The organism is Mycobacterium shinjukuense (assembly GCF_010730055.1).
In the GTDB taxonomy this organism is placed as follows: domain Bacteria; phylum Actinomycetota; class Actinomycetes; order Mycobacteriales; family Mycobacteriaceae; genus Mycobacterium; species Mycobacterium shinjukuense.
The window spans coordinates 1,756,910-1,769,316 of record NZ_AP022575.1; the positions used below are offsets into that span (position 1 = coordinate 1,756,910).

Here is a 12,407-nt window from a genome sequence, read left to right on the forward strand (position 1 = left end):
GAAAAATCGCCGAATTCCCGCCCCAGATTCACGCTCGGCGCTCAGTGGGCCGCCGCGTCCCAGCTGCGGCCGTAGCCAACCGATACCTCCAGCGGGACGTCGAGCGGGTAGGCGCCGCCCATCTTCTCGCGCACCAGGGCCTCGACCCGCTCGCGTTCACCTGGGGCGATTTCGAACAGCAGCTCGTCGTGCACCTGCAGCAGCATGCGCGACGCCAGCCCGGCCTCCTTGAGCGCCTGGTCGACCTGGATCATGGCCACCTTGATGATGTCGGCGGCGCTGCCCTGGATCGGGGCGTTCAGCGCCGCCCGCTCGGCGGCCTCCCGCACCTGGCGGTTGCTGCTGTCCAGCTCGGGCAGGTAGCGCCGGCGGCCCAATACCGTCGAGGTGTAGCCGTCCTTGCGGGCCCGCTCGACCACGGCGCGCAGGTAGTCCCGCACCCCGCCGAACCGGGCGAAATACGCGTCCATCTGCTCGTTGGCTTCCTCGGTGGAGATTTTCAACTGCTGCGACAGGCCGTAGGCGCTCAACCCGTAGGCCAACCCGTAGGACATCGCCTTCACCCGGCGCCGCAGCTCGCCGGTGACCTCGTCGATGGGCACGCCGAACGCCCGGGACGCGACGAACGAATGCAGGTCCTCCCCGGTGTTGAACGCCTCGATGAGGCCCTCGTCCCCGGACAGGTGCGCCATGATCCGCATCTCGATCTGGCTGTAGTCGGCCGTCATCAACTCGGCGTAGCCGCCCCCGACCACGAACGCGTCCCGGATGCGCCGGCCCGCGTCGGTGCGGATCGGGATGTTCTGCAGGTTGGGTTCGGTCGAGGAGAGCCGGCCGGTCGCGGCGATCGTCTGGTTGAACGTGGTGTGGATGCGGCCGTCGGCGGCCACCGCTTGGAGCAACCCGTCGACGGTGACCTTGAGCCGGGTGACGTCGCGGTGGGCGAGCAGATGCTGCAGAAACGGGTGCCCGGTCTTGTCGAACAACGACTGCAGCGCGTCGGCATCGGTGGTGTAGCCGGTCTTGGTCCGCTTGGTCTTGGGCATGCCCAGTTCGTCGAACAGCACCACCTGCAGCTGCTTGGGCGAGCCCAGGTTGATCTGCTTGCCGATCACGGCGTAGGCGGCCTCCGCGGCGTCGCGGATCTGGTCGCCGAACTGGCTTTGCAGCTCGGCCAGTTTGCCCAGATCGACCGCGATGCCGGCGCTCTCCATCTCCGCCAGCACCCGCTGAACCGGCAGCTCCATCTCGCCCAGCAGCGCGGTGGAGTCGATGCGGGCCAGCTCCTCATCCAGCGCGTCGGCCAGGTCCACCACGGCCCGCGCCCGCAGGATCGCGGTGTTGACAGCCTGGACGTCGGTGTCCTCGTCGAGCAGCGAAAGTTGTTGCTGCTCCGGTGTTTCCGCGCGCAGCTCACGACGCAGGTAACGCAGCGAGAGGTCGTCGAGGGTGAAGCTGCGCTGGCCCGGCCGCACCAGGTAGGCCGCCAGCGCGGTATCGGAGGTGACGCCGTTCAGTGTCCAGCCCCGACCGGCCAGATCGTGGATGGCCAGCTTCGCCTCGTGCAGGGCTTTGGGTTTGGCGGGATCGGCCAGCCAAGCCGCCAGCGCCGCGTCGTCCTCGGGGGTCACCGTGGCGGTGTCGATGTAGGCGCCCTCCCCGTCGGCGGCGGCGATGGCCAACCCGGTGGCGTCCCCGCCGTACGGCAGGTGGGTGCCCACCACCGTCAGGCCGGACCGGCGCCCGTCGCTGGCGTGCCCGGCCAGCCACCGCCCCACCGTGCCCGGCTCCAGCGCGCCGCCACGCACGTCGAACCCCTCGTCGACCTCGGGCTCCACGGCGGCCAGCGTGTCGAACAGCCGGTCGCGCAACACCCGGAACTCGAGGTCGTCGAAGAGCCGGTGAATGTGGTCGCGATCCCAGGGTTGCAGCCGCAGCGTGTCCGGGGTCTGGGCCAGCGGCACGTCGCGAACCAGGTCGGTGAGCTCGCGGTTGCGCACCACGCTGGCCAGGTTCGCCCGCAGCGCATCGCCAACCTTGCCGCGCACCGAGTCGACGTTGTCCACCAGTGACCGCAGCGAACCGTACTCGGCGATCCACTTGGCGGCGGTCTTCTCCCCCACCCCGGGAATGCCGGGCAGGTTGTCGCTGGGGTCACCGCGCAGCGCGGCGAAGTCCGGGTACTGCTGGGGAGTGAGCCCGTACTTCTCGACCACCGCCTCGGGGGTGAAGCGGGTGAGCTCGCTGACACCCTTGCGCGGGTAGAGCACCGTCACGTCGTCGCTGACCAGCTGCAGCGAGTCGCGGTCACCGGTGACCACCAGGACCCGGTAGCCCTCCTTCTCGGCCTGGGTGGCCAGCGTCGCGATGATGTCGTCGGCCTCGAATCCCGGCTCGGCGAGCACCGTGATGCCCAGTGCGTTCAGGACCTCCTTGGTGATGTCGATCTGGCCACCGAACTCGTCGGGAGTTGACGACCGGGTGGCCTTGTACTCCGGGTAGCGCTCGGAGCGGAAGGTCTGCCGGGACACGTCGAAGGCCGCCGCGATGTGGGTGGGAGCCTCATCTCGCAGCAGGTTGATCAGCATGGCCGTGAAACCGTAGACGGCGTTGGTGGTCAGCCCGCCCCGGGTCTTGAAGTTCTCCGCGGGCAACGCGTAGAACGCCCGAAACGCCAGCGAATTCCCATCAAGCAACATCAGCGTCGGCCTGGCTTGATTCTCGCCGGCCTTGCTGGCGGACGTCTCGACGCTCACGGCTCACACTCTAGGCATCCGGTGTGACGTGCGACGCGGACCCGACCACACGCGGGCCGAACTGCAACACGTTTCAGTTTCCTCCTTCGGCTGGGTAGGCTGGCCCGGTGCCAAAGGTCACCAGCCAACAACCGGCAATCGAGGGATGGTTCGCCACCGATGACGCCGGCAACCCGCATCTGATCGGCAGCAAATGCCCCGAGTGCGGCACCTACGTGTTCCCGCCCCGAGACAACAACTGCCCCAACCCGGCCTGTGCGGGCGACACACTAGAGCCCGTCGCATTGTCGAGCCGCGGAAAGCTCTGGAGCTACACCGAAAACCGGTACGCGCCACCGCCGCCCTATCCCGCGTCGGACCCCTTTGAGCCGTTCGCGATCGCCGCGGTCGCGCTGGCCGACGAGGGGTTGATCGTGCTGGGCAAGGTGGTCGAGGGCACGCTGGCCGCCGACTTGCGGGTCGGCATGGACATGGAGCTGACGACCATGCCGCTGTTCACCGGCGACGACGGTGTGCGGCGCATCGTGCACGCGTGGAGGATCGCCCGAGCATGAGTACGCCCGAACCTGTCTACATCCTGGGCGCCGGAATGCACCCGTGGGGCAAATGGGGCAACGACTTCACCGAGTACGGCGTGGTCGCCGCCCGCGCCGCCCTGCGCGACGCCGGCCTGGACTGGCGTCAGATCCAGCTGGTGGCCGGGGCGGACACCATCCGCAACGGGTATCCGGGCTTCGTGGCAGGCGCCACGTTCGCCCAGAAGCTCGGCTGGAACGGCGTGCCGGTGAGCTCCAGCTACGCCGCGTGTGCCAGCGGTGCCCAGGCGCTGCAGAGCGCCCGTGCCCAGATCCTGGCCGGTTTCTGCGACGTGGCGTTGGTCATCGGCGCCGACACCACCCCGAAGGGCTTTTTCGCGCCGGTGGGCGGCGAGCGCCGCAACGATCCCGACTGGCAGCGGTTCCATCTGATCGGGGCCACCAACCCGGTGTACTTCGCGCTTTTGGCGCGGCGCCGCATGGACCTCTACGGCGCCACGGTCGAGGACTTCGCGCGGGTGAAGGTCAAAAACTCGCGGCACGGCCTGCACAACCCCAACGCCCGGTTCCGCAAGGAGACATCGGTGGACGACGTGCTGGCCAGCCCGATGGTGGCCGATCCGTTGCGGCTGCTGGACGTGTGCGCCACCTCCGACGGGGCGGCGGCGCTGGTTGTGGCCAGCGCCGGGTTCGCCCGCGAACACCTCGGTTCGCTGGACGGGGTGCCGTCGGTGCGCGCGGTCAGCACCGTCACCCCGCGCTATCCGCAGCACCTGCCCGAATTGCCGGATATCGCAACCGACTCGACCGCGGCAGTGCCCGCGCCGGAGCGGGTGTTCAAGGATCAGATCATCGACGCGGCCTACGCCGAGGCCGGCATCGGGCCCCAGGATCTGGGCCTGGCCGAGGTCTACGACCTGTCCACCGCGTTGGAGCTCGACTGGTACGAACACCTGGGGCTATGCCCCAAAGGGGATGCCGAGGCGCTGCTGCGCAGCGGCGCGACCACCATCGGCGGCAAGGTCCCGGTCAACCCGTCGGGCGGGCTGGCGTGCTTCGGTGAGGCCATTCCGGCCCAGGCGATCGCTCAGGTCTGCGAGCTGACCTGGCAGCTGCGCGGTCAGGCCACCGGCCGCCAGGTGGACAACGCCAAGGTCGGCATCACCGCCAACCAGGGCCTGTTCGGGCACGGCTCGTCGGTGATCGTGGCCCGGTAGCGGCCTTGCCGAGCAGACGCAAAATCGCCCAATTCGGGCACAAAAAGGGCGATTTTGCGTCTGCTCGCGCTAGGTGTCTCTAGGGGTATCCAGGGTTTCCAGGATGACTTCGGCCACCCGCTTCATGGTGGTGCGTCGGTCCATGGCGGCCCGCTGAATCCACTTGAACGCCTCCGGCTCGGTCATGCCCTGCTTGGCCTGCAGCAGGCCCTTGGCACGTTCGACGAGCTTGCGGGTTTCCAGCCGGTCAGCCAGCGTCGCGACTTCCTTTTCCAGCGCGGTGATCTCGCTGAACCGGCTGACCGCCAATTCAATGGCCGGGATCAGATCGCTGATGGTGAAGGGCTTGACCAGGTAGGCCATGGCCCCGGCATCACGGGCACGTTCGACCAGGTCGCGCTGGCTGAACGCGGTCAGCACCACGATGGGGGCGATGCGCTTGCTGGCGATCTCCGACGCGGCATCGATCCCGTCGCGACGCGGCATTTTCACATCCATGATCACCAGATCGGGCTTATGTTGCTCGGCCAGTTCGACGGCTTCCTGGCCGTCGCCGGCCTCCCCGACGATGTCGTATCCCTCCTCTCGCAGCATCTCGGCCAGGTCCATGCGGATGAGGGCTTCGTCTTCCGCGATCAGGACCCGGCGTGGCGTGGCGGCGGCGGCGTCGGTGGTGGGGCCGGTCATGACCGACATTGTGTCGTGGGCGGTCGCAGCCGGGCACCTTGGGGGGCGGTCAGTCGAGATCGGGTTCCTTTAAGGTTAGGAAAGCGGGCCCGCAAACAAGCCACGACGCAAGCACGCCCTCGTATCCCAACTGGCAGAGGAAACGGACTCAAAACCCGTCCAGTGTGGGTTCGAATCCCACCGAGGGCACGACGGTGAACGCGAGTGTTCTTGCAGCTCAGAGGCTTATACCAACCACTGTGCAGGGCGCGCCTGGTGGCCCGTGACTACATTCTGACTACATGACCATCAACGCCGCGGTTTGCGGGGAGCTGCGACGCGGGATGCCCGCTAGCCAGCGCGCCGCAGCCTCCCGCAAACCGCGGCGGCAGCTGTCGTCGTGGGGGCGGTGGCTTGGCTGCGGGCCGCACCGCGTGGACGGGCTGCAGGCTGCGAGTATGCCTTACACTCACGGCGCATTTTCGACGAAGGGAACGCGGACGAATGGAAGCCCCCGAAGTGGGCCGCGTCGTGGTTAATCATGCAGTACAAACCTGACCGTCATCGGTTTTCGGGCGCCGATTATTTCCACCCGGAGGTGAAGACATAGTGTTGAAATCTCTTTTTTCTGCAGGAGGCGCAAAAAGTGGTGTCGCGACCGCCGGAGCTCAAAGACTTCAAGTATGAGCTCCGATTGCTAATCGGAGCCGACGAAATCATAACCATCATCGAAGAACGTGATCACGGAAGTGTGCGCGATGAAGATAAATTCGGCAACATTGTCAACTACTTCAAAGACTCCATCTACCTGCACTCAAGAAACTTGCTTAATGCATTAACCAACCAGTTGTCAACTGAAATCGGTGATATTCCACGAGGTATCCACTCTGAACTTTACGGGAAGCTCAAAAAGCCGTTGGAAAGGTATGTGACACATATCGATCATATTCGCGATCAGAAAGGCGTCACTAATAGGATTAACGGTCGTCCCCTGAATGATTACGTGCACGATTTAACAGCAGAAGTAAAGCGATGCTGGAAGGAGTGGATTGATAAAGCGAGCGATCCTAAACACAAACAAGAACTTCAAAAGCACTTCAGCGCTGCGATTAAAGAGGCGGGGGACGATGCTGCGAGACTAAGGCAATTAATAGAAGGGCGGAAGTGATCGCCTTCGCCCCCTTCACGATTAGTGAGTCTGCGTCAGCGGGACAGCCACCCAGCGCTCGTGTCCAGCCCACCGGACGTACAGCTGATTGGGGAGAGGACCACCCCACACCGGTATCAGACACATGTCGAAGCCCTCTCCGGGGTGAAGTACCGCGGACTTTGGCAGGTCCCGGGTAATCGCTTCAATTCGTGAAACGTCAAGCTCGACGTTTTCGGCGATATCGTCGCCGATGTTGCGCAACACAAAGCGATTCTCTGCTGGGTTCTCGATACGCCAGCTGACGTGTGGTGCATTACGTGACCTGCTGACTGCCGGCCCCGCCTTCCATCCGTGGGTCCCCTTAGCGGTCGCGGTATGCGGACGGCCGGGCTTTCGCTCCCATGTCTGACCAAACTTGCGCACCGCCGCTGCATCCCACACGGCACCGCCGCGCAAGTCCGCCAACGGAGCCGGAAACCCCGCTGTCGACCGCAATTGATGCACCCTCTGACGTGAAATTCCCAGCTCGTCCGCAATCTCGGCCGCAGACATCAGCTCAGGCGTCGTGAACGCTTCGGCACGCAATCGATGCTCTGCCTCCCTGACGATCTCCAGGGCAATGGGCGTTCCGGCATGGACTACCTGCATGATCTCGCCATCCATCTTGTGAAGGGCATCAAACATGCTCAAGTGGCCTTGTGCATAGACCGTCACATCAATCCCACGCCCAGGGACGCGAGAGACGGTCGCGTCGAAGTCTTCGAGCTGCGTCTCCCACTCGTCCATCGTCGCCATCGCGGGGTCGGCGTCAAACCGCAGGGTAATTACCCAGTCAGTTGTCATCGCTCGCCTCCTTCCTACGCTGTGCCCGTTGTTCTTTCTTGCTCGGCGGTGGCCACGGCAGGCCGGCCCTCTTCAGCGCGACCAACAGATCCTGCATGCGCCGGTATTCGTTGCTGGGAGAGGCAGGGAACCGAACGATGTAGTTGCCTCGCGGGTCGTAGAAGCGGGTATATCCGTTGGCGTCATCCTCAACCGTCCACTGCTGCGATTGCGCCCACTTCGCGACCTTGTCGATTGCGCTGTTCACATCGTCTCCTTAACCCTTGCGGGTTGTCAAGAGTAATGTCCAACACGATACATTGTCAAGGGTTAGCTGTTATGCCCGAACACCTGAGCTACACGGTGACTACATTCTTGGTTAATCACCGTTAATCCCGGTTCAACTCCGTTAATGTCAAACCCGCAGGTAGACGGCATATTTATCCATTTGCCGAGGTAACCGGCAACACGCGATTAGAGTTCGAATCCCACCGAGGGCACGACAAGAGGCGCCCCACACGTCGTCGCACTCGGTCAACATCAAGCTCAGCGGTTACGCTGTGAGTCGTGGCGGCTAACACATGCGGCGCCCCACCCAGAGGGTCAGAGGGCTGGTCGCAACGCCCGGACTGCGTTGCGGCCGTGCGCTCGGCGGCACGCGCCCCCAGCCAGCACCACGCCGAAACGGTCGCGCGCCGACAGCGCATCCTCAGCGTCACCGCCTGGCTGGCCGTGATGGTCAGCGGGAGCTTTGTGGTCGTACAACTTCTGACGGGCGCATGGATCTGGCAGCTGACCTCGATCAATATTGCGGCCGCGGTGGTTTTCGCAATCGTCCCAATGTTGCACCACTTCGGGGAATTGGTGGCACCGCTGACCTTCATCGGTGCGGCCTACACCACAGTGTTCGCCAGCTGCTTGGACGTGGGCACCGGCTCCGGCGCACAGCTGTTCTTCCTCGTCGGGGCCTGTCTGGTGGTGCTGGTACTGGGGATTGAACACATCGTGCTGGCGAGCTTCCTGGCGGCGGTTGCCGCCGCCCTGATCATCGCAACCGAATTCCTGGTCCCGCGCGATACCGGGCTCCAACCGGCCTGGGCGACGTCAACCGGTTTCGTCATCACCACCCTTTCCTCCTGCGTGATGGTGTTAGTGACGGTGTGGTTCGCCCTACGGGACACCTCGCGCGCCGAGGCGATGATGGAAGCCCAGTACGCGCGCTCCGAGGCCCTGCTTGCCAACATGTTGCCGGCCAGCATCGCCGAACGACTCAAGGAGCCCGTGCGACAGGTCATCGCCGACAAGTACGACGAGGCCTCGGTGCTGTTCGCCGACATTGTGGGGTTCACCGAGCGCGCCAGCGGCACCGCGCCGGTCGACCTGGTCCGGTTCCTGGACCGCCTCTACAGCGCCTTTGACGCGCTGGTGGACCAGCACGGGCTGGAGAAAATCAAGGTGAGCGGCGATTCCTACATGGTGGTCAGCGGGGTGCCCCGGCCGCGGCCCGACCACGCGCAGGCGCTGGCCGACTTCGCGCTCGACATGGTCGCCGTGGCGGCGCGACTCAAAGATCCGCACGGCCGCGCGGTGCCGCTGCGGGTGGGCATGGCCACCGGCCCGGTGGTCGCGGGTGTCGTGGGTTCTCGCCGGTTCTTCTACGACGTGTGGGGGGACGCGGTCAACGTGGCGTCCCGAATGGAATCCACCGACTCGGTGGGGCAGATCCAGGTGCCAGATGAGGTCTACGAACGGCTGAAGGACGACTTCGTGCTGCGCGAACGCGGCCACATCCATGTCAAAGGCAAAGGCGTCATGCGCACCTGGTATCTGATCGGCCGCAAGACAGCCACGGATTCCGCCGATCTGCTTGCCGAGGAGCCGCGCACCGCACGCGTCTAGGCTCCACCGCGCTGTGCCAGAACCACCCTGTACCAGAACCGCCACATGGGTCACACTGGTGCCATGGAACCCAGCCCCGTAACGAGCCCTACACCGCTGCCTGTCCCAAGCTTGTTGCCGCACTTATGGAAATCCACCCTGGTATCGGGGGTGCTGTCGCTGATCCTTGGCGCCCTGGTGCTGGCCTGGCCCGGAAAATCCGTCCTGGTCGCCGCCATCGCGTTCGGCGTCTACCTGCTGATCACCGGAATCGCGCAGGTTGTGTTCGCGTTTGGTCTGCATGTCGCGGCGGGCAGTCGAATCCTGTTATTCATCAGTGGAGCGGCCTCGCTGATCCTTGCCGTGCTGGCGTTCCGCCATTTCGGCGACGCGGTTCTGCTGCTGGCCATTTGGATCGGCATCGGGTTCATCTTTCGCGGCGTTGCCACAACGGTTTCCGCGATCAGCGATCCGGCGCTGCCGGGACGAGGGTGGTCGATTTTCGTCGGCTTGATCAGCCTGGTCGCCGGCATGATCGTGATGGCAGCGCCGTTCGAATCGATCATCACCCTGGCGATCGTCGTCGGCGCCTGGTTTGTGGTGATCGGCGCCTTCGAGATCGTGTCCTCGTTCGGCATCCGCAAGGCGTCACAAGCGCTCGGCCAATAGGTCTGCCACCGGGCGCCCGAAATTGCCGGTAGCGTAGGCCCGTCCCCTCTACTACACTTCGTCGTACCCGCTGGAATAGGCCCCGCATTCTCGGGAGATGACAGATGAATGTCGTCGACATGTCGCGGTGGCAGTTCGGTATCACCACCGTCTACCACTTCATCTTCGTGCCGCTAACCATCGGCCTGGCGCCCCTGCTGGCCGTCATGCAGACGGCGTGGGTCATCACCGATAACGTCGCCTGGTATCGGCTGACCAAGTTCTTCGGCAAGTTGTTTCTGATCAACTTCGCCATCGGCGTGGCGACCGGGATCGTGCAGGAGTTTCAGTTCGGGATGAACTGGAGCCAGTACTCCCGGTTCGTCGGCGACATCTTCGGGGCACCGCTGGCCATGGAGGGCCTGGCCGCCTTCTTCTTTGAGTCCACCTTCATCGGCTTGTGGATCTTCGGCTGGAACCGGCTGCCCCGGCTGATTCACCTGGCCTGCATCTGGATCGTCGCCATTGCGGTTAACGTGTCCGCGTTCTTCATCATCGCGGCGAACTCCTTTATGCAGCACCCGGTTGGCGCGCACTACAACCCGGACACCCGGCGCGCCGAATTGACCGACATTTTGGCGTTGCTCACCAATAACACCGCACAGTGGGCGTTTTTGCACGCGGTCACCGGTTCGTTGCTGACGGCCGGCGCATTCGTGGCCGCGGTGAGCGCCTGGTGGCTGGTCCGTTCGCGCACCGCCACGGTCGGTCCCGGTACCCGCGCCATGTTTCGACCCGCGACCATCCTGGGATGTTGGGTGGCGTTGGCGGCCACCGCCGGCTTGTTTTTCACCGGCGATATCCAGGGCAAGCTGATGTTCAAGCAGCAACCGATGAAAATGGCGTCGGCGGAATCGTTGTGCGACACCCAAACCGATCCGAACTTCTCCATCCTGACGGTGGGCCGGCAGAACAACTGCGACAGCCTCACCCGGGTCATCGAGGTGCCCTACGTGCTGCCGTTCCTCGCCGAAGGCAGGACGAGCAATGTCACGCTGCAGGGCGTGCGCGACATTCAGCAGCAATACGAACAGCGTTTCGGGCCAAACGACTACCGGCCAAACCTGTTCGTCACGTACTGGTCGTTCCGGGTGATGATCGGTTTGCTGGCGATTCCGGTGCTGTTCGCGTTGGTGGCGCTGTGGCTCACCCGCGGGGGCCGCATCCCGCATCAGCGGTGGTTTTCCTGGCTGGCGCTGTTGACCGTTCCCACGCCGTTCCTGGCCAACAGCGCCGGCTGGATATTCACCGAGATGGGCCGTCAGCCCTGGATTGTTGTCCCCAACCCGACCGGGGATCAGCAGGTTCGCCTCACCGTCGCGCAGGGCGTCTCCAGCCATGCGTCCGCCATGGTGGTCGCATCCCTGGTGACTTTTACCCTGGTCTACGCCGTGCTCGCGGTCGTCTGGTGCTGGCTGCTCAAACGCTACGTCGTCGAGGGACCGCAGGAACACGACGCCGAACCGGCGGCGACACGCACAACCGGTGCCGACGAGGTAGCGCCATTGTCTTTCGCGTATTGAGGCGTACCGACCCCAGAAAAGGAGCTCACCGGTGGAACTCTCCGAATTGTGGTTCGGCATCATCGGGGCGCTGTTTGTCGGCTTCTTCATCCTCGAAGGGTTCGATTTTGGCGTCGGCATGTTGATGGAGCCGCTGGCCCGCGTCGGCTCCGGCGACCCCGAAACCCACCGCCGCACAGCGCTGAACACCATCGGCCCGGTTTGGGATGGCAACGAGGTCTGGTTGATCACCGGCGGCGCGGCGATGTTCGCGGCGTTTCCCGGTTGGTATGCCACCGTTTTTTCTGCGCTGTATCTGCCGCTGCTGGTGATCCTGTTCGGCATGATCGTGCGCGCCGTGGCCATCGAGTGGCGCGGCAAGGTCGACGACGTGAAGTGGCGTGGCTGGGCCGATTTCGGCATCGCGGCGGGGTCCTGGCTGCCCGCCGTGCTGTGGGGGGTAGCGTTCGCCATCCTGCTACGCGGACTGCCGGTGGACGGCACCGGTGAGGCGCATCTGACGATCACCGATGCGCTCAACGCCTACACGCTATTGGGCGGGTTGGCCACCGCCGGCCTGTTCCTGCTCTACGGCGCGGTGTTCCTCGCCTTGAAGACCGCCGGCCCGATCCGCGACGACGCCCACCGGATCGCCGCCTGGCTTACCCTGCCGGTGACCGGACTGGTTGCGGGCTTTGGAGTTTGGACGCAACTGGCGCATGGCAAGCAATGGACCTGGGCGGTGCTCGGGGTGGCGGTGCTCGCCCAGTTGGCGGCGGTGCTGCTGGTGTTGCGACGGGTATCCGACGGGTGGGCGTTCGTGTGCACCCTGGTGGTCGTCGCGGCCGTGGTGGTGCTGGTGCTGGGCTCGCTGTACCCGAACCTGGTGCCGTCGACGCTAAACGGCGACTGGAACGTGACAATCTACAGCGCCTCGTCGACCCCGTACACGCTGAAAATCATGACCTGGGTGACGGCGTTCTTCGCTCCGCTGACCGTGGCGTACCAGGCGTGGACGTATTGGGTTTTCCGGCAACGGATCTCGGCTGATCGGATACCTCCGCCCAGCGGTCTGGCAAGGCGCCCGTCCTGAGCGGGCACGGCTCGCGGGCGCCGCTGGATCCGCGACTGTGGCGGGCATCGGAAGCTTTGCGTCGCTACCTGATTGCCTC

11 protein-coding genes and 1 tRNA gene are annotated in these 12,407 nt (G+C 64.7%); 8 read left to right on the forward strand and 4 right to left on the reverse strand.

Going from position 1 to position 12,407, the window contains the following annotated elements:
- Positions 1 to 41 precede the first annotated feature (41 nt).
- Entirely contained in the window at positions 42 to 2,699 is a 2,658-nt protein-coding gene (gene polA, locus G6N20_RS07780; RefSeq protein ID WP_083046107.1) for a DNA polymerase I, read from the reverse strand.
- A 164-nt stretch (positions 2,700 to 2,863) separates the two neighbouring features.
- Here polA and G6N20_RS07785 point away from each other — a divergent pair, with 164 nt between their 5' ends.
- Together G6N20_RS07785 and G6N20_RS07790 are read left to right on the forward strand one after the other, a co-directional pair.
- Complete coding sequence (locus G6N20_RS07785; RefSeq protein WP_083046063.1) at positions 2,864 to 3,310, forward strand: Zn-ribbon domain-containing OB-fold protein; 447 nt, start codon at positions 2,864 to 2,866, stop codon at positions 3,308 to 3,310.
- A complete protein-coding gene (locus tag G6N20_RS07790; protein WP_083046062.1) occupies positions 3,307 to 4,509 on the forward strand; it encodes a lipid-transfer protein in 1,203 nt (400 codons plus the stop codon). The genes G6N20_RS07785 and G6N20_RS07790 overlap by 4 nt, the downstream gene beginning before the upstream one ends.
- Before the next feature lie 69 nt (positions 4,510 to 4,578).
- On the opposite strand, the gene G6N20_RS07795 is transcribed toward G6N20_RS07790, so the two are convergent.
- A complete protein-coding gene (locus G6N20_RS07795; protein WP_083046106.1) occupies positions 4,579 to 5,196 on the reverse strand; it encodes an ANTAR domain-containing response regulator in 618 nt (205 codons plus the stop codon).
- Between the two features lie 115 nt (positions 5,197 to 5,311).
- On the opposite strand from G6N20_RS07795, the gene G6N20_RS07800 reads away from it, so the two are divergent.
- Both G6N20_RS07800 and G6N20_RS07805 read left to right on the forward strand, forming a co-directional pair.
- Positions 5,312 to 5,385 (forward strand) — tRNA-Leu (locus G6N20_RS07800).
- A 439-nt stretch (positions 5,386 to 5,824) separates the two neighbouring features.
- Positions 5,825 to 6,343 carry a hypothetical protein gene (locus G6N20_RS07805; RefSeq protein ID WP_142271837.1) on the forward strand — a complete coding sequence of 173 codons (519 nt, stop codon included), beginning with the start codon at positions 5,825 to 5,827 and terminating at the stop codon, positions 6,341 to 6,343.
- Positions 6,344 to 6,364: 21 nt separating this feature from the next.
- Here the strand turns inward: G6N20_RS07805 and G6N20_RS07810 are convergent, their stop codons facing one another.
- Both G6N20_RS07810 and G6N20_RS07815 read right to left on the reverse strand, forming a co-directional pair.
- The gene (locus tag G6N20_RS07810) at positions 6,365 to 7,168 is read right to left on the reverse strand and encodes a hypothetical protein (RefSeq protein ID WP_083046061.1); all 804 of its coding nucleotides are present in this window, start codon (positions 7,166 to 7,168) and stop codon (positions 6,365 to 6,367) included.
- Positions 7,158 to 7,415, reverse strand: a complete 258-nt coding sequence (locus G6N20_RS07815; RefSeq protein WP_083046060.1) for a hypothetical protein — start codon at positions 7,413 to 7,415, stop codon at positions 7,158 to 7,160. The genes G6N20_RS07810 and G6N20_RS07815 overlap by 11 nt, the downstream gene beginning before the upstream one ends.
- A 299-nt stretch (positions 7,416 to 7,714) precedes the next feature.
- Between G6N20_RS07815 and G6N20_RS07820 the strand changes: the two genes are divergently transcribed.
- From G6N20_RS07820 to cydB, 4 genes are all read left to right on the forward strand, one after another.
- Positions 7,715 to 9,046 (forward strand): adenylate/guanylate cyclase domain-containing protein, encoded by a 1,332-nt coding sequence (locus G6N20_RS07820; protein WP_083046059.1) that lies wholly within the window; start codon positions 7,715 to 7,717, stop codon positions 9,044 to 9,046.
- Positions 9,047 to 9,091: 45 nt separating this feature from the next.
- Positions 9,092 to 9,694 (forward strand): HdeD family acid-resistance protein, encoded by a 603-nt coding sequence (locus G6N20_RS07825; protein WP_142271836.1) that lies wholly within the window; start codon positions 9,092 to 9,094, stop codon positions 9,692 to 9,694.
- Positions 9,695 to 9,798: 104 nt separating this feature from the next.
- Positions 9,799 to 11,256, forward strand: a complete 1,458-nt coding sequence (locus G6N20_RS07830) for a cytochrome ubiquinol oxidase subunit I (protein ID WP_083046057.1) — start codon at positions 9,799 to 9,801, stop codon at positions 11,254 to 11,256.
- A 31-nt stretch (positions 11,257 to 11,287) separates the two neighbouring features.
- Positions 11,288 to 12,328, forward strand: coding sequence for a cytochrome d ubiquinol oxidase subunit II (cydB, locus tag G6N20_RS07835; protein ID WP_083046056.1), 1,041 nt, complete (start codon positions 11,288 to 11,290; stop codon positions 12,326 to 12,328).
- The last annotated feature ends 79 nt before the right edge of the window (positions 12,329 to 12,407 follow it).

Bases quoted from the DNA above. Each gene is read 5' to 3' on its own strand.
- polA (WP_083046107.1), bottom strand. From the start codon at position 2,699: ATGTTGCTTGATGGGAATTCGCTGGCGTTTCGGGCGTTCTACGCGTTG.
- G6N20_RS07790 (WP_083046062.1), top strand. From the start codon at position 3,307: ATGAGTACGCCCGAACCTGTCTACATCCTGGGCGCCGGAATGCACCCG.
- G6N20_RS07795 (WP_083046106.1), bottom strand. From the start codon at position 5,196: ATGACCGGCCCCACCACCGACGCCGCCGCCGCCACGCCACGCCGGGTC.
- G6N20_RS07810 (WP_083046061.1), bottom strand. From the start codon at position 7,168: ATGACAACTGACTGGGTAATTACCCTGCGGTTTGACGCCGACCCCGCG.
- G6N20_RS07825 (WP_142271836.1), top strand. From the start codon at position 9,092: ATGGGTCACACTGGTGCCATGGAACCCAGCCCCGTAACGAGCCCTACA.
- G6N20_RS07830 (WP_083046057.1), top strand. From the start codon at position 9,799: ATGAATGTCGTCGACATGTCGCGGTGGCAGTTCGGTATCACCACCGTC.